We start from the raw sequence: 17,012 nt of genomic DNA, 5'->3' as shown, positions 1-17,012 counted from the left end.
CCGCCCGACCCAGCTTCAGCGGCCCCCGCGGCGCCAGTCGTGGAAGCGCTCGACCCAGGCCAGCAGGCGTTCGGGCTTGTGCGCCTTCTTCCACTCGCCGGCCGCATATTTGTTGGCCTCGGTCATGGTCGGATAGGCGTGGATGGTGCCGAGGACCTTGTTGAGGCCGATGCCCTGCTTCATCGCCAGCACATATTCGGCCAGCATCTCGCCCGCGCCCGCAGCGACGATGGTCGCGCCAATGATGCGGTCCTTGCCGGGCTGGACGAGCAGCTTGACGAAGCCCGAACGGGCCCCTTCCGCGACGGCGCGGTCGAGGTGGCCGAGGTCGTAGCGGACGATCTCATAAGCGACGCCAGCCTCGCGCGCGGTCGCTTCGGTGTGGCCGACATGCGCGACCTCGGGTTCGGTGAAGGTCGTCCACGGAATGACGCGATTGTCGAGGCTGAAGCTGCGGAAGGTGCCGAACAGGGCGTTGACTGCCGCATACCAGGCCTGGTGCGCCGCATAATGGGTGAACTGGTAGGCACCGGCGACGTCGCCGGCGGCATAGATGTTGGGGAAGATGGTCTGGAGCTTGTCGTTGAGCGCCAGCGGCTTGCCGGTGTCGATGCCGAGGCTTTCGAGGCCATAGCCGGTGAGCCGGGCGCGGCGGCCGACGGCGACGATGATCTCGTCGAACGGCAGGATTGTCTCGCCCGCGTCGCTGGCGACGACGAGGCTTCTGCCCTCGCAGCGCAGCGCCTTGTGGCCGAGGAGGACGGTGACGCCTTCCTGGCGGAGGGTGGCGAGGATGAGGTCGGCGGCGTCGGCATCGTCCTTGGGCAGGATGCGCGGCCCTGCCTCGACCAGGGTCACGGCCGAGCCGAGGCGGGCGAAGGATTGCGCCAACTCCGTCCCGATCGGACCACCGCCGACGATCACCATCCGCTCGGGCAGCGTGCCGCGGCGGGCAAGCGCCTCCCACAGGGTGTCGCTGGTGAGTGCGCCCGCTTCCCTCAGGCCGGGGATGTCGGGCAGAAACGGTTCGCCGCCGGCGGCGATCACGATCGCGCGGGTGGTGAGCCTGGTCGTGCCGCCCCCGGTCTCGGCGATCTCGACCGTCCAGGGATCGACGATGGTGGCATGGCCGAGGCGGACGTCGACCCCGAGGCCGGTGTAGCGCTCGACGCTGTCGGCCGGCTCGATGGTAGTGATGACGTCGCGGATGCGCTGCATGATCGCCGGAAAGTCGACCCGCGGCTCGACCGGGGCGATCCCGAATTCGGCGGCCCTGCGCATGTCGTGGGCGGCGCGGGCGCTGCGGATGAGGGCCTTGGACGGCACGCAGCCGGTGTTGAGGCAGTCGCCGCCCATCTTGTGCGCTTCAATGAGGGTCACCTTGGCCCGCACCGTCGCCGCGATATAGGCGGTGACGAGACCGCCGGCGCCCGCGCCGATGACGACCAGGTTGCGGTCGAACCGCTTGGGCCGCGTCCACCCGCGATAAAGGCGGCGGCGCTTGAGCAGGCCGAGCAGCCATTTGGCGACGAGCGGGAAGATCCCGAGCAGGACCAGCGACCCGATCAGCGCGGGCGAGAGGACGTCGGAGGTGCGCTCGATCGCCGCCAGCTGGGTGCCGGCATTGACGTAGACGAAAGTGCCCGGGAGCATGCCGATCTGGCTGACGAGGGTGAAGACCGGCAGGCGCATGGCGGTGAGGCCCATCGCCAGGTTGATCAGGAAAAAGGGAAAGGCGGGGATCAGCCGCAGGGTGAGGAGGTAGAAGGCGCCGTCCTCGACGATCCCGCGGTCGATCGCGGCGACGCGCTTGCCGAAGCGGCTCCTCACCCAGTCGCGCAGCACGTAGCGCGACGAGAGAAAGGCAAAGCTGGCGCCGATCGCCGAAGCGAAGGAGACGATCAGGGTCCCGAGCCAGAGGCCGAAGATGGCGCCCGCCGCAAGGGTCAGGATCACCGCTCCCGGCAGCGACAAGGCGGTCGCCGCGACGTAGAGCAGGAAGAAGCCGCCGATCACCAGCACGGGGCGCTCGGCGAGCAGGGTCGCCAGCCCGGCCTGCTGCGCCTTCAGCGCGTCGAGCGTCAGATAGGAGCCGAGGTCGAGCAGGAAAAAGGCGGCGATCCCGGCGGCCAGCAGGGCGAGCAGGCCGAGCCTTCCGGCAAGCGCGCGGCTCATTCGGCGCTGCTCCGGTGAGGGCAACCGCTCGGCATGTGGCTTGGCATCGGCACCATTGCTCCCCATCTTCCGGGCTCGGCGACCTGTAGCTTGCGCCGCGCTCTACCCGAAAGCGTTGGGCATCGAAGCGACGCCGGGTCAAGCAAGGCTGAAGGGCAGCATGGATACGAACATGACGAAGCGCGGGTTTCTTGGCGGATCGCTGACGGCGCTGGGCGGGCTGTTGGCCGGCTGCGGCTCGTCGGCGGCGAAGGAAAGCTTCGAGATCACCCGGTCGAAGGAAGAGTGGCGGCGGATGCTGTCGCCGGCCGCCTTCGCCGTGCTGCGCGAGGAGAAGACCGAGCGGCCGCGCTCGAGCCCGCTCAACGACGAGAAGAGGCGCGGCATCTATGCCTGCGCCGGTTGCGCCCTGCCACTCTACCGCTCGGACACCAAATATGAGAGCGGCACCGGCTGGCCGAGCTTCTATGCGCCGATCGCCAATGCGGTGCGGACGCGGCCCGACGGGTTCGGCCCGTTCCAGCGCACCGAAGTCCATTGCCGCCGCTGCGGTGGGCATCTCGGCCATGTGTTCGACGACGGGCCGGCGCCGACCGGCAAGCGCTATTGCATGAACGGCGCGGCAATGACCTTCCGTGCGGCCTGAGGGCGTGGGCGTGATGGGCCGCCTCGCGGTCCTTGGCCTGCTCGGGGCACTGACCGCCTGCGGCAGCGATCCCTCCCCCGCCTCAACCGCTCCAGGCGGCGGCCAGCGAGCGACGGCGGTGTTCGCGGGCGGCTGCTTCTGGTGCACCGAAAGCGACTTCGACAAGATGCCGGGCGTGATCGCGACCGTGTCGGGCTATACCGGCGGGCGCACCGCCAATCCGACCTACGAGCAGGTGTCGGCCGGCGGCACGGGGCACATCGAGGCGGTTCGGGTGACCTACGACCCGGCCAGGGTCAGCTATGCACAGCTGGCAGCACGTTTCATGCGGACGATCGACCCGCTCGATGCCGGCGGCAGCTTCTGCGATCGCGGCTACCAGTATCGGGCGGCCTTCTTCGTGGCGAATGCCGAGCAGCGCCGGGTCGCCGAGGCGATGAACGCGCGCACGCAGCAAGTCCTGAAGAAGCCGGTGGCGACGCTGGTCCTTCCCGCCGCGACCTTCACGCCGGCCGAGGACTATCACCAGGACTATTACAAGAAGAACCCGATCCGCTACCGCTTCTACCGCTCGCGCTGCGGGCGCGACGCGCGGCTGGCCGAAGTGTGGGGCGGCAAGTAAACGTGGCTGCGTGAACGACCTCAGCCCCTTCGCCCTGTCCAGCGCGCGCGCGCTCGACCCGGCCAAGTTCCGCGATCCTTTGGTGACCGCCGCCGGCGAGCCGCGGGCGATGGTGGCGATGCGGCGGTTCGAGACGCTGTGGATCAACACCGGCACGCTCTGCAACCTCGCCTGCAAGACCTGCTACATCGAAAGCAGCCCGCGTAACGACGCGCTGGTGTACATCAGCCTGGCCGAGACCGAGGCCTATCTCGACGAGGCGCAGGCGCTCGGCGTCCGGGAGATCGGCTTCACCGGCGGCGAGCCCTTCATGAACCCGGACATGATCGGGATTCTGGAGGCGGCGCTCTTCCGCGGATTCGACGTGCTGGTGCTGACCAATGCCATGCGGCCGATGCGGCGCTTCGAGGAGCGGTTGGAAGCCTTGCGCAGCGAGCGGCTGACCATGCGGGTCAGCCTCGATCACTACCGTCGCGCGGTCCATGAGGCGGAGCGCGGCGAGGGCACGTGGGACAAGGCCATCGCCGGCTGCCGCTGGCTGTCCGACCATGGCTTCCGGCTGGCGATCGCCGGACGGCAGCTGCCGGGCGAAAGTCAGGGTGACGCGCGGGCCGGCTATGCAGCGCTCTTCGCCGAGGAGGGGCTGAAGGTCGACGCCGCCGACCCGGGCGCGCTGGTGCTGTTCCCGGAGATGGATGCGACGGCGGACGTGCCGGAGATCACCGACGCCTGCTGGGGCATCCTCGGCAAGTCCCCGGACGTGATCATGTGCGCGTCGAGCCGCATGGTGGTGAAGCGCAAGGGCGAATCGCGGCCGGTGGTCGCCGCCTGCACGCTCATCCCCTATGATCCGCGATTCACCATGGGCGAGACCCTGGTCGAGGCGAGCCGGCCGGTGGCGCTCAACCATCCCCATTGCGCGCGCTTCTGCGTGCTCGGCGGCGCGAGCTGCTCGGCCTGAAGGGAGCGGGCGCCGTGCGGCTGTCGGTGATCATCCCGACGCTCGACGCGGCGGCGACGCTGCCCGCCTGCCTCGATCGGCTGGCAGGCGCCGACGAGCTGGTCGTGGTCGATGGCGGGTCGAAGGACGGGACCAGCGCGCTGGCGGCAGCGCGTGGCGCGCGGGTGATCGAGACGGCCCGCGGGCGCGGCGGGCAGCTTGCGGCCGGCGCCGAAGCCGCACGGGGCGCGTGGCTGCTGTTCCTCCATGCGGACACGTTGCTTGGCCCGGAATGGCTGGCGGCGGCGCAGGCGCATATGGACCAGCGGCCCGGACAGGCAGCCTTTTTCTCCTTCCGTCTCGATGATGCAGCCTGGCAGGCGCGGCTGATCGAGCTTGGCGTCGGGCTTCGGGTCGGCGCGCTCGCCCTCCCTTATGGCGACCAGGGGCTGCTCGTCTCGCGGCGATTGTACGAGGCGGTCGGGGGTTTCCGCTCGCTGCCGCTGATGGAGGATGTCGACCTCGTCCGCCGACTTGGGCGCAGGCGGATCCGGCAGATCGACGTCGCGGCGGTCACCTCGGCCGAACGGTGGCGGCGGGACGGCTGGTGGCGGCGCTCGGCGCGCAACCTGTCCTGCCTTGCGCTCTACACGCTCGGGGCCAGCCCCGAACGGATCGCGCGCCACTACGGCTGACGGGCGAGGGTCCGGGCGAGGATCGCGTCGAGCTTTTCGAGGAGTGCGGGATCGCGGGCGTCCGGCGCGGTGATCAGCGCGAAGTCGAGGACCGTATCGACTGGCGAAGGGATGCGTTCGGCGGGGAGCGAGCGGGCGAGTTCGATCACCAGCCGCCGGCCGAGGTCGGCATTGGCGCCGAGCTGCGCGATCACCGCCGCCACCTCGACCTTCTCGCCCTCTCCCCGCCAGCAGTCATAATCGGTGACCATGCCGACCAGCGCGTAGGGCAGCTCCGCCTCGCGGGCGAGCCGGGCTTCGGGCATGGCGGTCATGCCGATCACGTCGCAGCCCCACTGGCGGTAGAGCAGGCTTTCGGCGCGCGAGGAGAATTGCGGGCCTTCCATCGCGAGATAGGTGCCGCCGCGCGTGATCTTGGCGCCGGCCGCGGTGGCGGCGTCGGCGCACAGCCCGGCAAGGCGCGCGCAGGTCGGGTCGGCCATCGACACGTGGGCGACGAGGCCAGGCCCGAAGAAGCTCGACGGGCGGGCCACGGTGCGGTCGATGAACTGGTCGACCACCACGAACTGGCCCGGCGGCAGTTCCTCCCTGAGCGAGCCGACGGCCGAGATGGCAACGACGTCGGTGCAGCCGGCCGCCTTCAGCGCGAAGATGTTGGCGCGGGCGTTGACGTCGCCCGGCGGGATCCGGTGGCCGCGTCCGTGGCGGGGCAGGAAGACGAAGCGCACCGGTCCGATGCGCCCCGTCAGCAGCTGGTCTGACGGCCGTCCCCACGGTGTGTCGACATCGACCCAGGCGGCGTCTTCCAGCGCGTCGATGGCATAGATGCCCGATCCGCCGACGATTCCGATCGTCCACTCGCTCATTCGGCGGCGGCCTTGAGATCGTTGAGGAAGGAGCGGATGCGCCGAGCATTGACGCCGAGATCGCTGAGGCCGACCCGGCTGACCGAGCGCATGTCGACGATCGAGCCGCCGGCCTGGCCGGGATCGGGGCGGACCCGGACCACCACATCGTCCTTGAAGCGGAAGAAGAGCGTCGTCGCCGTCGCCTCGAGCGTGCCGGCGGCGGGATCATAGGCCGCGACCGCCCAGCCCTTCTGCTCGGCCAGCGCCTGTGCCTCGCGCAGCGCGTCGGCGGGAGCGACCGCCAGGCGCAGCGGCTGGAGATCGCCATAGGCCTGGCGGTGGAGCGCCTTCCACCGTTCCTCCGGGCTCAGCGCCTTGAGCTCGGGCTTGCCCTGGTCGGGCACGCGCTCGAGATTGTCGGCGCGCAAGGCCAGCGTCCGGAACTGTGGCAGATCGTCGAGGTCGGTCGCCGCATCGTGGATCGCCGGAACGCTTCGGGCGGTCAGGATCATGCTTCCGAGGTAGCCGGTGAACAGGAGCGCGGACAAGAGCGCCACCGCAATCCGCCACCCCGCCTTGCGCCCGCTCCGCCGAAGCAGGAACCACGCCACGATGGCCAGCACGCCGCCGGCGATGGCCGCGAAGAAGGCATAGCCGAGCAGCCGCAGACCGACGGCGAAGCCCCAGGTCGCGGTGCCGGTGCCGATCGCCGCGACCAGCGCCGCGCCGATGCCGCCGAGGCTGAGCAGCAGGGCCGCCAGCGACAGGCGTGCGCCCCACCTTCCCTTGCCATCTCCCTCGCTCATCACGTCTCCTTCTCCTCAGGCGGTTGCCGGAACGGCATCAGCAGCATGCGGTCGAGGCGAAGCTGCCCGGCCGAACCATAGTCCGGAATGCCGATCGTCATCCCTTCATGGCCTGCCTCCGGCCGCTCGCGATAGGTGCCGAAGAGACGGTCCCAGAACGCAAGGTTGAAGCCGAAATTGCTGTGGGTCTCGCGGGGCACGACCGAATGGTGGGTCCGGTGCATGTCGGGCGTCACCAGCAGGTGGCGGACCAGCCGATCGACCCTGCCCGGCAGGCGTATGTTCGAATGGCTCCACATGGCGGTGGCGTTGAGCAGCACCTCGAAGATCAGCACGGCGAGGGCGGCGGCGCCCAGCGCCATCACCGCGGCGACCTTGATCGCCATCGACAGCAGGATCTCGACCGGATGGAAGCGAAGGCCGGTGGTGACGTCGAACTCGAGGTCGGCATGATGCACCCGGTGCACCCGCCACAGCCAGGGCGCGGCGTGGAACAGCACATGCTGGCCGTAGATGATGAGGTCGAGCAGCACCACGGCAAGCGCGATCTCCAGCCAGAACGGAAGCGCGGTGAGGCTGAACAGCCCCCAGCCGCGCTCCTGTGCGACCAGCGCCGCACCGACCGCGGCGACGGGGAAAAGGAAGCGGACCAGCAAAGTGTCGAGCGCTACCAGCCCGAGGTTTCCGGGCCAGCGCTGCCGCCGGCCGGCGGACGGTCGCCGGCGCGGTGCCAGCAGCTCGATCCCGGCGAGAAGCAGCAGGACACCGGCAAAGGCACCGAAGCGGATCCAGGGTTCCAGATGCCAGGGAAAGCTCATCGCGCCCCTAATGGCAGCTTTCGGGGCAAGTTTCATTCGCCCGTTGGTCGCGGTTGCACTAGCAGCAGGCCGATGAGCCCTGTCCGACTGGTGATCTTCACGCGCTATCCCGAGCCTGGAAAAGCCAAGACGCGCCTCATTCCCGCGCTTGGCGCGGAAGGCGCGGCGGCGCTGCATCGGCGGCTGACCGAGCGGACCCTCGAAGCGGCGCGGGCGTCGGGGCTGACGGTCGAGGTTCGCACCACCGGTGCCACCCGGGCCCACTTCGCCGCCTGGCTCGGCGACGATCTGCTGCTGGCCGACCAGGGCGAGGGCGACCTTGGCGAGCGGCTCCGGCGAGCGGCAAATCCGGCGCCCGCGCTGTTCATCGGGTCCGACCTTCCGGACCTCACCGCCGGCCACCTGGTCGAAGCGGCGGCGCGAATGCGGACCAGCCCTGCCGTGCTCGGGCCGGCCGAGGATGGCGGCTATTGGGCGCTCGGCCTCCGCCAGCCCAGCGACTATCTCTTCGCGGACATGCCGTGGAGCAGCGACCAGGTGTTCGCCCTCACCCTCGAGCGGCTGCGCGGGCGCGGGATCGATCCTGCCCTCCTCCCCCTGCTCGCCGACTGCGATCGCCCCGAGGACCTCGACCGCTGGCCGGACCTGTCCGGCACGGCCGCCTAGAGCGGCACCGGATCAGGCGAGCGCGCGGGCCCAGTCGCCGGTGATGGCGAGCGTCCTGCCGGGGCGGTAGGCGTTGACGAACATGGTGCTTCCGTCGGGCGAGAAGCAGACGCCGGCCAATTCGGTGTCGGCATGGAGCCGGGCGAAGGTGTAGATGCGCCCGTCCGGCGCGACCCCGCGCAGGTGGTTGGTCTTGCCGTCGGTGCGGTCCTCGCAGACGATCAGGTCGCCCCACGGCGCGATGGTGAGGTTGTCGCCATAGTCGAAGACGTCGGCGTCACCGCTTTCGACGAACAGGTCGAGCCGCTCCTGCGGCCCGGGCCGGTAGCGCATGATCTGGCCGTGGCGCTTCGCGCCGCCCGACGTGCAGGTGAAATAGAGCTCGCCCTTGCCGAACTCCACGCCTTCGCCGCGGGCGAAGATGGCGGCGCCGGCGGCACGGCCGCGCTGGCGAAGGTCGTCATCGGGGCTGTGGGTGTGGGCAAGGTCGATCCAGCGGACCGCGAGCGGCTGGCCGACCGTCATCCGCTGCTCGCTCCAGTTGCGGGTGTCGGCGCCCGGCAGGTCGGCGATGGCGAGCGCCTGCAGCCGTCCACCCTCCGCCAGCCGCCCCTTCTTGGCGGGGATGAAGCGGTAGAAAAGGCCGTCGTCCTTGTCCTCGGTAAGATAGACGATGCCGGTCGCCGAATCGACGGCGGCCGCTTCGTGGCGGAAGCGGCCCATCGCCGTCAGCCGCACCGGCTCGACCAGGCCGCGGTGGGCGGCGGGCACTTCGAACACCCAGCCGTGCGATTGCTCGACCTCGGGCGCGGCGATGGTGGTCTCCTCGCAGGACAGCCAGCTACCCCATGGCGTTGCTCCGCCGGCGCAGTTCACTGCCGTTCCGGCGAGGCTCAGCCACTGGCGGGTCCTGCGGCGGCTCTTGAGGTCGACGACGAGCGTGCTGGTGCCGCCGGGCAGGACCCGGCCGTCCGGCCCCTTGCCGAAGTGGGGCGAGGCGGCGAGGCGGCGGTGGAGGCGGTCGCTGGTGCCGGCCGGGCCGGCGGCATGGGCACCGGCCTTCAGTTCATGATTGCGGACCAGCGCGACCCTGCCGGTGCCGGCCGGAAAGCAGGCCATGCCGTCGAAATTGTCGGGAGCGATGAAGCCGTCGTCCATCGCCTCGCCGGCCTGGCTGAGGACGGCATAGGTGAAGCCGGACGGCAGGTCGAAATAGCCGAGGGGATCGGCCACGAGCGGGCCGAACCCCGGCGCTTCGTTGCGATAGGTGGCCTGGGGCTGCTCCTGCCGCAGCAGGCTGGCCCTGGCCGGCAATGCGCCGAAGGCGAGACCGGCAGCCGCTGCCCCGGCAAAACCCCTGCGGTCGATCAGCAACGCACTTCCTTCCCGCTTCAGCGAAGACCCAGCACCCGCTGGACGTCGGCCCAGGCGACGAGCTTGAAATTCTGCCGCTCGCCGCCTTCGGCCGGCTGCTTCAGCCCGTCCTGCACCACCAGCAATCCGCCCGGATAGTCGGCGCCGAAGTTGCCGAGCGCAAGGTCGATGCCATCGGTCTCCTCCGTGCCGTCGAAGCGGCCCGGGCCGATGCGGAAGCGGCCGACGAAGCGCATGTCGGGAAGCGCGAAGACGGCATAGGCATTGTCGCCCTGGCTCGACGCCACGAGATAGCCGCCCGAGCGGCCGCGCGGTGCGAGCGCCAGGCCCTCGACATCGGCGAACAGCCGCTGGGAATCGACGCGGGCGACGAGCGTGCCGTCGGTCGGGCCGCTCGCGCGGGCGTCGAAGCGCCAGATGCCGGCCGCTTCCTCGCCGACATAGAGGGTCGCCGAGCGGCGATCGACGACGCAGCCCTCGGGCTGGGTGGCGAGCTTGAGGGAACGGACGATGGTCCCGGTCCCGCGCACCGGATCGAGCCGGACCTGGTGCACCCCGCCCTGCTTCAGCACGGAAAAGGCATGGACCTCTCTGCCCGAGCGCCACAGGCAGACGCCATAGGCCTCGCCCTCGCCGCCGGGCGCGGAACCGAGCGGGACCAGGCGGGCTGCCGCGCTGTCGAGCCGGTAGAGCTGGAGCTTCGCATTGGCGAGGTCGTTGCGGTCGCTCGCCACCACCAGGACGCCCCCGACGCCGAGGTCGAGGAGGTCGACATTGTTGACCTGGCCGGCCTGCACGAAGGAGCGCACGCGCCCGTCGAGCCCATAGACGTAGAGGCCGGCCTTCTTGTCGGTGGCGACGATCAGGCTGTCTGCCGGCCGCCGGACGTTGCGCCAGATGGCCGGGTCGTCGGCCGCGTCGGCGTTGGCGGTGCCGACCGGGACGGTTTCGCCCCGGGCGGTGACGGTCGCCGTCGTCACCGGTAGGTCCGCGACGGGCTGGCTCGGAGTCGCGCAGCCCGCGAGAAGCAGGGCCGACAGGCTGAGGACCGCGCGCATCAGAAGGCGTACCGCGCGGCGATCTGGAACACCGGCCCCGCTTCCTCGACCTCGAGCTCATATTCGTCGAACTCGCGGTCAAGCTGCTCGTCGATGGTGGCGAACTTGTTGAAGACCTCCTTCTTCTTGCCGTTGAGGAGGTTGGAGCCGACCGCGCGGATGGTCAGCTTGTTGAACAGGCGCTTCTCCACGAAGACTTCGAGGTCGGCGCCATAGGTGGTGCGAACTTCCTCGGCCACCACCCGTCCGAAGGCCCGGCCCTGCTTGCGGTAGGTGGCGCCGAACGCCGCGTCCCAGCTGCGCAGGTTCTGGATGAAGCCGAAGTTGTACACGTACTTGGACTGGTCGTTGAAGCGGCGCTTTCCGGCGAAGTCGCGGATCGAACTGTCGAGCAGCGACAGGTTGCCGAACACGCCGGTGTCCGGCAGGCCGATGAAGCCGAGGCTGGCCGACAGGTCGAACTCGATGCCCCAGGCCTTGCCGTCGCCGGTATTGCGCGGCTGGAAGATGAGGAAGCTCTCCTCGTCCTCCGTGCCTTCGTCCTCGATCCGGAGTTCGCCGGTATTGGCGATCTCCACCAGGTCCTTCACCTTGCGGTAGAAGACATTGACCCCGGCGACGCCCGTCCGGCCGATCCGCCGCTCATAGCCGACATCGATGCCCCAGGCGGTCTCCGGCTTGAGGCGAGGATTGCCGCGCAGGTCGTTGTCGCCAAGCTCCTCCTCGAGCGTGGCCGGCGAGAGATAGTCGAGGCGCGGGCGGCGATTGGTCCTTGCGACGGACGCCGTGAGCCGGTCGCGCGCGGTCAGGTCGGCCTTGATCGACGCGGACGGCAGCAGAAGGCCATAATCGGTGCTGGACTGCACGTCCTCGAGCAGATCGTCGACCCGGACCTTGGTGTGCTCGTAGCGGACACCCGCTTCCCAACGCAGTCCGCCGCCCTTGCCCTCCACCAGCGCGAACAGATCTCGACGATCTTCCTCGATACGATTGACCCCCCCAACAATCCCCACAACCGGGTCGAACGGGGTCTGAAGCCCGGTCGGGTTGCGCGAGAACTGGTCATAGTTGCGGTCGCCGGCGGTCAGGTTGAAGCGGTTGCGGTCCGTCGCGATGTCCGTGTCGCGGCGCTTGTCCTGGAGATAGCCGCCGAACAGGAAGGCAGCGCCCGACCCGAGCGGCACCTTGTGGTCGAGGCCGAGGCTATATTCCCGGTCATCGATGTCGGTGAGCGTCAGGTCGCCGGTGAAGCGCGGGGTCGACCGGTCGAAATCCACCTCGAACTCGGTCTCGATGCTGTCCTGCCGGAAGCGCGCGGTGCCGAAGCGGGCGGTGGTGGTGCCGGCGCTCCAGTCCTGGCCGAGCTTGGCGGCGAGTGAATAGCTGTCCTGGTCGATGCGGTTCACATTGGCATTGTCGGTCAGGAGATTGCCGTTGGTCGGCGCGCGGACCGGACCAGTTTCGGCGATGGGATCATCATATTCGTAGCTGCGCTCGTCCTCGGTGCGGTCGGTGTGGACGTAGAAGCCGCTCAGTTCGAGCCGCGTGGTGCCAAGGTCGATGCCGTAGGAGGCGTTGACGTTATAGTCGGTGCCGTCGCGGGTGTCGGTCTGATCCTCGCGATTGTCGAAATCCTCGGTGCGGTAGGCGGGATTGTTCTCGGGCGAATCCCCGAAGCGCAGGCTGGACTTGAGCTTGGGATTGTAGCGGCCCTGGATGTTGCCGCCGACCAGCAGCCGGCCGGGGCCGAGCTGGCCGCCGAACACCGCGCCGACATTGGGCTTCACCTTGCCATCGTCGAACAGCAGACCGCCGACCCGCGCATAACCGCCGTCGAACTTGAAGGCGTCGCGAAGGACGATGTTGAGCGTGCCGGCGACCGCATCGGCAGTGCGGCGGGCGGAATTGGAGCGGACGATCTCGACTCGGTCGACCAGTTCGGCCGGAATGCGGTCGAGAAAGAAGCTACGGTCGACATTGGCGCCTGGAACCCGCTCGCCGTTGATCAGGATCTGGGTGTAGCCCGGGTCGAGGCCGCGCAGGCGGGCGCCGTCACTCTCGATGACGTCGGACAGGAAGGTGACGCTCGGCACGCGCTTCAGCGCATCGCCGATGGTGAGCGGCTCGAAGCGCTGGAAATAATCGGTGTCGTACACCAGCACGGGCTCGGGCGTCTCCGAACGGTTGCGATAGCCGATGTTCGCCTGAACGACGATTTCCTGCGCGGTGCGCTTCTCATCGTCCTCGGTCGACCCGCCATCGCTCGTCGTCTGGACGGTGTCGACGGCAGGCGCCGCAGTCTGGGCAAACGCCGGAACAGCGCACAGCGAAAGCAGCGATACGCCGGCAAAAGCGCCGGTGCGAACGACGTTCATTTCAGTGACCCCCCGTCAACGTTGTGAAGGGGGCGCTAGTTCGCACCAGAGACACCGCCGTGACTCGTTTCCGACAGTTGCTTGTCCGTCAGGCGACAGGTGCGTGACTGCAGCTCTTGATATCGCGACGACCGCGTCGCCTTGGGATCAGGGGCCGGAGAGTGCGGACGGGGCTTCGACCGCGTGGGCGACAGCCTCTCGCTCATGACGATCTCGTCATCTTGTCCGTCGTGGCGGTGCAGATCAGCCAGTCGGTCAGCTCTTTGAGCGACCGCTCGATCGAGCGGATGATGCTGGAAAACCCCGACCTGTCCGTGGACGACCTTAGACCGGCATCCGCGCCTGCGATATGCCGGTCGGCGCGCAGATCCGGAAAATGGCGGAGAGGGTGGGATTCGAACCCACGGTACCCGTGAGGGCACGCCGCATTTCGAGTGCGGTGCTTTCGACCACTCAGCCACCTCTCCGCGCGAGAGACCTTGGGCACCGGCGGGAGGGCCGGGGGGTCGCGGCGGGTCCCTAGCAGCGCCATTCGGCCTTGCCTAGCGGATATTGGTCCCTCGCCCAGCTTGGCGGCGACGCGCGAACAGGCTTGAAGGCGACCCCATGAACAGCATCGTCATCGGAGCATCAGGAGGAATCGGCGCTGCCGTTGCGGAGCGACTCGAAGCGGCCGGAGAGACCGTCCACCGCCTGTCGCGCCGCGACAATGGTTTGGACTACGCGGACGAGGCGTCGATCGCCGCCGCCGCCGCAAGCCTGCCCTTCGCGACCATCGATCGGCTGATCGTCGCCACCGGCATTCTTCATGAGGGTGCGATGAAGCCCGAGCGGTCGATGAGGGAGCTCGATCCCGAGCGACTGCAGCGTGCCTTCCTCGTCAATGCGATCGGGCCGGCCCTGGTCCTGCGTCACTTCGCGCCCCTGCTTAGCCGGAACGGCCGCAGCGTGGCAGCCTTCCTCTCGGCGCGGGTGGGAAGCATTGCCGACAATCGCCTGGGTGGCTGGTATGGCTACCGGGCAAGCAAGGCGGCGCTCAACCAGTTGGTGCGCACAGCGGCAATCGAGCTGGGCCGAACCCGTCCCGATGCCGTATTGGTCGCGCTTCACCCCGGCACGGTCGACACCGCGATGAGCCGGCCGTTCCAGGCGGGCGTGGCACCGGGAAAGCTGTTCACCGCCGCTCAATCCGCCGAGCGGCTGCTTGCCGTGCTGGATGGGCTTTCGCCGGCAGACAGCGGCGGCTTCTTCGACTGGAAAGGCGACAGCGTCCCCTTCTGACGCACGGCCTGCCACTTGCGGATGCATGGCAATCACTTAAGTTGCAGCCATGCCGCTTACCGATCGTTCCAACTCCATGAATGAAGTTCAGGCCTCGCCCGTGGCGCGTGCCCGCTTCGGCATTGGCGAAGTGGTGCGGCATCGGTTGCTCGACTTCCGCGGCGTGATCTTCGACGTGGATCCGGTCTTCGCCAACAGCGAGGAATGGTATCAGGCCATCCCGATGGAGATCAGGCCTTCGAAGGAACAGCCCTTCTACCATCTGCTCGCCGAAAATGGCGAAGGCAGCTACGTCGCCTATGTCTCGCAGCAGAACCTGGTTCCTGACGAGGATGACGAGCCGGTCGATCATCCGGCCATTGCCAATCTGTTCGAGGCGTTCGAGCCCGGCCGCTACAAGCTCCGCCCGCAGCATCGCCACTGAGGGCGGTCTCGCCCGGAACGCGGGCTGCCAGCTTCTACCTGTGCAATGAGTGCGGCGATGGACGGTCTCGGATCGTTGAAGCTGACGACGAGGTTGTTGAGGACCTTGCTGGTCTCCCCAAGGCCCGACGAACTCAGCTGGTCCATGGGGATGATGTCCACGGCGGCCGGCGAACCCGCGACCGTGCGATCGGTGCGGCGGGTGCCGGTAACGACGATGGTATGGTCGGGCGGAACCTCGGCTTTCGTGCCGGACTCGCTTCCCGCTGGCGGCGGCGGTGCTTCCTGGCCCTAACAGGCGTCGCGGCGATGAACGCAAGCGGGCTTATCGTGAGCAGGGGCACCGGAATATGGCTGGTAAGGGCAGATGATCCCTGTTGCTTCGGACGCCCCGGCATCCGCCTCCCCCAGCTTCGGTGACATCAGCATTGGCAGCAGCGACGGGAGGATGCCCGGACTTTCGGCGGAGCTATGCGCCGATGCCGTCACCATGCCGCAACTGCTGCCGAACCCCCGGTGACACTCCCGCCACGAAGCCGCCCGGCGGGAGGGGCCACCGGACGACCGTCGTTCGTGGAAGCGAAAAGAAGGCCGGCAGCCTGACACGAATGGGCGCCACGGCTGCCGGCCATCCCGAAGTTGGAATAATCTTGCGTGCTCTGATCAAGACCATCCCGCCCGGAACATCGTCAAATTGCCTCTACGTGACACCGGGGGCAAGAGGAGGTGCCAAATAACAAGCAGGGTGCAGCACTCCTTGCCTTCCGGCAAAATCGTGCTCAAATTGGCTTCGTCATGAAAATGGATGAGACTGATCGACGGATCCTCGCGATCCTGCAGCAGGATGCGACTCTGCCGGTCGCTGAGATCGGCGGCCGGGTCGGCCTGTCCCCCACTCCCTGCTGGCGCCGAATCCAGAAGCTGCGGGGGGCGGGCGTGATCGAGCGGACGGTGGCGCTGGTCGATCCGCAGGCGCTCGGACTTGGCCTGATCGTCTTCATCGAGGTGGAGGCGCGCGACCACAGCCCGGAGTGGCAGGAGAAGTTTCTGGCCGGCGTCTCGGTCCTGCCCGAAGTGCTGGAGGTGGTGCGGATGGCCGGCGAGACCGACTATTGGCTCCGCGTCGCCGTCCGCGACATGGCGCATTTCGACACCTTCTATAAGCAGCTGATCGCCGCCGGTCCGCTCAAGAACGTGACCAGCAAGTTCGCGATGGAACGGTGCAAGAGTTCGACCGCCTATCCGGTCTGATGAGGCGGCTGATTGGTTGACAGGGGCGGCCCTCCTCACCTAGGGGGCACGCTTTCCCGCGCGGGCCGGCGCCACGCTGCCGCATGGGTGACGAAATCCACGCTTTAACAGAGCATAAGAAAAGAGAAGAGGCCCATGTTCGCTATCGTCCGCACCGGCGGCAAGCAGTATCGCGTGTCGCCGGGTGACAAGATCGTCGTCGAGAAGCTGGACGGCAACGCCGGTGACAGCATCACCCTCTCCGACGTCCTGCTCGCGGGCGACGGCTCGGACCTCAAGGGTACCGACGGCCTGACCATCGCCGCCGAGATCGTCGCCCAGGCCAAGGGCGAGAAGGTCATCGTCTTCAAGAAGCGCCGCCGGCACAACTACCGCCGCAAGAAGGGGCACCGCCAGCAGCACACGATCCTGAAGATCGTGTCGATCGGCGACCAGCAGGCGCAGGGTGGCGAATCCAAGAAGGCGGCACCGAAGAAGGCCAAGGCGGCTCCGGCTCCGGCCGAGATCGACGAGAGCCAGGTCGCCTCGAACGAGGGCGTGGTTCCGGCCGACGCCGGCGTCGAAGCGACCCAGGACGCGACCAACTCGACTCAGGATGCTGCGCCTGCTAAGGGCAAGGCCAAGAAGACTCCGAAGGCTTAAGAACCATGGCACATAAGAAAGCAGGCGGCTCGTCGCGTAACGGCCGCGATTCCGAGAGCAAGCGCCTTGGCGTGAAGAAGTTCGGTGGCGAAGCTGTCGTCGCCGGCAACATCATCGTGCGCCAGCGCGGCACCCGCGTCTATCCGGGGTCGAACGTCGGGCTTGGAAAGGACCACACACTGTTCGCCCTTACCGACGGGAAAGTCGCGTTCCGCGACGGTCGTCAAGGCCGCAAGTACGTCCACGTAGAGGCAATTATGCCGGCGATGGCGGAAGCAGCCGAATAGGGGTTGGTAGCTGACGGGCCGCCCCAGGAGGGGGCAGCCCGGTACAGGATCTCATCCGAGGACCTGGAAGGGAGAAGAGGGAAGCCCCCTCTTCTCCCTTTCTTT

General features: G+C 68.3%; 16 protein-coding genes, 1 tRNA gene and 1 pseudogene. 10 read left to right on the top strand and 8 right to left on the bottom strand.

Going from position 1 to position 17,012, the window contains the following annotated elements; all coding sequences use genetic code 11:
* Window positions 1–15: 15 nt before the first annotated feature.
* Complete coding sequence (locus JOY29_RS12350; RefSeq protein ID WP_300973836.1) at window positions 16–2,175, bottom strand: FAD-dependent oxidoreductase; 2,160 nt, start codon at window positions 2,173–2,175, stop codon at window positions 16–18.
* A 172-nt stretch (window positions 2,176–2,347) separates the two neighbouring features.
* Between JOY29_RS12350 and msrB the strand changes: the two genes are divergently transcribed.
* Genes msrB through JOY29_RS12330 form a run of 4 tightly spaced genes read left to right on the top strand, consistent with a single transcriptional unit; the run spans window position 2,348 to window position 5,078 of the window.
* Entirely contained in the window at window positions 2,348–2,821 is a 474-nt protein-coding gene (gene msrB, locus JOY29_RS12345) for a peptide-methionine (R)-S-oxide reductase MsrB (protein WP_300973835.1), read from the top strand.
* A 13-nt stretch (window positions 2,822–2,834) separates the two neighbouring features.
* A complete protein-coding gene (gene msrA, locus JOY29_RS12340; RefSeq protein WP_300973834.1) occupies window positions 2,835–3,443 on the top strand; it encodes a peptide-methionine (S)-S-oxide reductase MsrA in 609 nt (202 codons plus the stop codon).
* A gap of 10 nt (window positions 3,444–3,453) precedes the next feature.
* Window positions 3,454–4,404, top strand: coding sequence for a radical SAM protein (locus JOY29_RS12335; protein WP_300973833.1), 951 nt, complete (start codon window positions 3,454–3,456; stop codon window positions 4,402–4,404).
* Complete coding sequence (locus JOY29_RS12330) at window positions 4,359–5,078, top strand: TIGR04283 family arsenosugar biosynthesis glycosyltransferase (protein WP_300973832.1); 720 nt, start codon at window positions 4,359–4,361, stop codon at window positions 5,076–5,078. The genes JOY29_RS12335 and JOY29_RS12330 overlap by 46 nt, the downstream gene beginning before the upstream one ends.
* Here the strand turns inward: JOY29_RS12330 and mtnP are convergent.
* Genes mtnP through JOY29_RS12315 form a run of 3 tightly spaced genes read right to left on the bottom strand, consistent with a single transcriptional unit; the run spans window position 5,069 to window position 7,550 of the window.
* Complete coding sequence (gene mtnP, locus JOY29_RS12325) at window positions 5,069–5,944, bottom strand: S-methyl-5'-thioadenosine phosphorylase (RefSeq protein ID WP_300973831.1); 876 nt, start codon at window positions 5,942–5,944, stop codon at window positions 5,069–5,071. The two genes, JOY29_RS12330 and mtnP, sit on opposite strands and share 10 nt — an antisense overlap.
* Entirely contained in the window at window positions 5,941–6,732 is a 792-nt protein-coding gene (locus JOY29_RS12320; protein WP_300973830.1) for a DUF1499 domain-containing protein, read from the bottom strand. Before JOY29_RS12320 ends, mtnP begins: the two co-directional genes overlap by 4 nt.
* Window positions 6,732–7,550: a sterol desaturase family protein gene (locus JOY29_RS12315; RefSeq protein WP_300973829.1), complete on the bottom strand. Its 819-nt coding sequence runs from the start codon at window positions 7,548–7,550 to the stop codon at window positions 6,732–6,734. Before JOY29_RS12315 ends, JOY29_RS12320 begins: the two co-directional genes overlap by 1 nt.
* A 72-nt stretch (window positions 7,551–7,622) precedes the next feature.
* Here JOY29_RS12315 and JOY29_RS12310 point away from each other — a divergent pair, with 72 nt between their 5' ends.
* Window positions 7,623–8,216, top strand: a complete 594-nt coding sequence (locus tag JOY29_RS12310; RefSeq protein ID WP_300973828.1) for a TIGR04282 family arsenosugar biosynthesis glycosyltransferase — start codon at window positions 7,623–7,625, stop codon at window positions 8,214–8,216.
* A 12-nt stretch (window positions 8,217–8,228) separates the two neighbouring features.
* On the opposite strand, the gene JOY29_RS12305 is transcribed toward JOY29_RS12310, so the two are convergent.
* The 4 genes from JOY29_RS12305 to JOY29_RS12290 form a co-directional block, all read right to left on the bottom strand.
* A complete protein-coding gene (locus tag JOY29_RS12305; protein ID WP_300973827.1) occupies window positions 8,229–9,590 on the bottom strand; it encodes an alkaline phosphatase PhoX in 1,362 nt (453 codons plus the stop codon).
* Between the two features lie 17 nt (window positions 9,591–9,607).
* A complete protein-coding gene (locus JOY29_RS12300; RefSeq protein ID WP_300973826.1) occupies window positions 9,608–10,648 on the bottom strand; it encodes a phytase in 1,041 nt (346 codons plus the stop codon).
* Window positions 10,648–13,023, bottom strand: a complete 2,376-nt coding sequence (locus JOY29_RS12295; protein ID WP_300973825.1) for a TonB-dependent siderophore receptor — start codon at window positions 13,021–13,023, stop codon at window positions 10,648–10,650. Before JOY29_RS12295 ends, JOY29_RS12300 begins: the two co-directional genes overlap by 1 nt.
* A 377-nt stretch (window positions 13,024–13,400) precedes the next feature.
* Window positions 13,401–13,490, bottom strand: a tRNA-Ser gene (locus JOY29_RS12290).
* Window positions 13,491–13,629: 139 nt separating this feature from the next.
* Between JOY29_RS12290 and JOY29_RS12285 the strand changes: the two genes are divergently transcribed.
* From JOY29_RS12285 to rpmA, 5 genes and pseudogenes are all read left to right on the top strand, one after another.
* Complete coding sequence (locus JOY29_RS12285; protein WP_300973824.1) at window positions 13,630–14,304, top strand: SDR family NAD(P)-dependent oxidoreductase; 675 nt, start codon at window positions 13,630–13,632, stop codon at window positions 14,302–14,304.
* Between the two features lie 76 nt (window positions 14,305–14,380).
* Window positions 14,381–14,728 (top strand): heat shock protein HspQ, encoded by a 348-nt coding sequence (gene hspQ, locus JOY29_RS12280; RefSeq protein ID WP_300973823.1) that lies wholly within the window; start codon window positions 14,381–14,383, stop codon window positions 14,726–14,728.
* Window positions 14,729–15,522: 794 nt separating this feature from the next.
* Entirely contained in the window at window positions 15,523–15,978 is a 456-nt protein-coding gene (locus JOY29_RS12275) for an Lrp/AsnC family transcriptional regulator (RefSeq protein ID WP_300973822.1), read from the top strand.
* Between the two features lie 135 nt (window positions 15,979–16,113).
* Window positions 16,114–16,482 (top strand): annotated as a pseudogene (gene rplU / locus JOY29_RS12270) (50S ribosomal protein L21); the annotation flags it as partial.
* A gap of 143 nt (window positions 16,483–16,625) precedes the next feature.
* On the top strand, window positions 16,626–16,907 hold the full coding sequence (gene rpmA / locus JOY29_RS12265) for a 50S ribosomal protein L27 (protein WP_300973820.1): 282 nt from the start codon (window positions 16,626–16,628) through the stop codon (window positions 16,905–16,907).
* Window positions 16,908–17,012: the final 105 nt, after the last annotated feature.

Origin of the sequence: Sphingomonas sp. LHG3406-1 (assembly GCF_029637485.1) — a bacterium.
In the GTDB taxonomy this organism is placed as follows: Bacteria; Pseudomonadota; Alphaproteobacteria; order Sphingomonadales; family Sphingomonadaceae; genus Sphingomicrobium.
The sequence above is the reverse complement of the archived record's forward strand: the minus strand, read 5'-3'. Positions and strand labels throughout refer to the sequence as shown.

Coding starts and splice junctions, on each gene's coding strand:
- JOY29_RS12350 (WP_300973836.1), bottom strand. CDS start 2,175: ATGAGCCGCGCGCTTGCCGGAAGGCTCGGCCTGCTCGCCCTGCTGGCC.
- msrB (WP_300973835.1), top strand. CDS start 2,348: ATGACGAAGCGCGGGTTTCTTGGCGGATCGCTGACGGCGCTGGGCGGG.
- msrA (WP_300973834.1), top strand. CDS start 2,835: ATGGGCCGCCTCGCGGTCCTTGGCCTGCTCGGGGCACTGACCGCCTGC.
- mtnP (WP_300973831.1), bottom strand. CDS start 5,944: ATGAGCGAGTGGACGATCGGAATCGTCGGCGGATCGGGCATCTATGCC.
- JOY29_RS12320 (WP_300973830.1), bottom strand. CDS start 6,732: ATGAGCGAGGGAGATGGCAAGGGAAGGTGGGGCGCACGCCTGTCGCTG.
- JOY29_RS12315 (WP_300973829.1), bottom strand. CDS start 7,550: ATGAGCTTTCCCTGGCATCTGGAACCCTGGATCCGCTTCGGTGCCTTT.
- JOY29_RS12310 (WP_300973828.1), top strand. CDS start 7,623: ATGAGCCCTGTCCGACTGGTGATCTTCACGCGCTATCCCGAGCCTGGA.
- JOY29_RS12300 (WP_300973826.1), bottom strand. CDS start 10,648: ATGCGCGCGGTCCTCAGCCTGTCGGCCCTGCTTCTCGCGGGCTGCGCG.
- JOY29_RS12295 (WP_300973825.1), bottom strand. CDS start 13,023: ATGAACGTCGTTCGCACCGGCGCTTTTGCCGGCGTATCGCTGCTTTCG.
- JOY29_RS12285 (WP_300973824.1), top strand. CDS start 13,630: ATGAACAGCATCGTCATCGGAGCATCAGGAGGAATCGGCGCTGCCGTT.
- hspQ (WP_300973823.1), top strand. CDS start 14,381: ATGAATGAAGTTCAGGCCTCGCCCGTGGCGCGTGCCCGCTTCGGCATT.
- JOY29_RS12275 (WP_300973822.1), top strand. CDS start 15,523: ATGAAAATGGATGAGACTGATCGACGGATCCTCGCGATCCTGCAGCAG.
- rpmA (WP_300973820.1), top strand. CDS start 16,626: ATGGCACATAAGAAAGCAGGCGGCTCGTCGCGTAACGGCCGCGATTCC.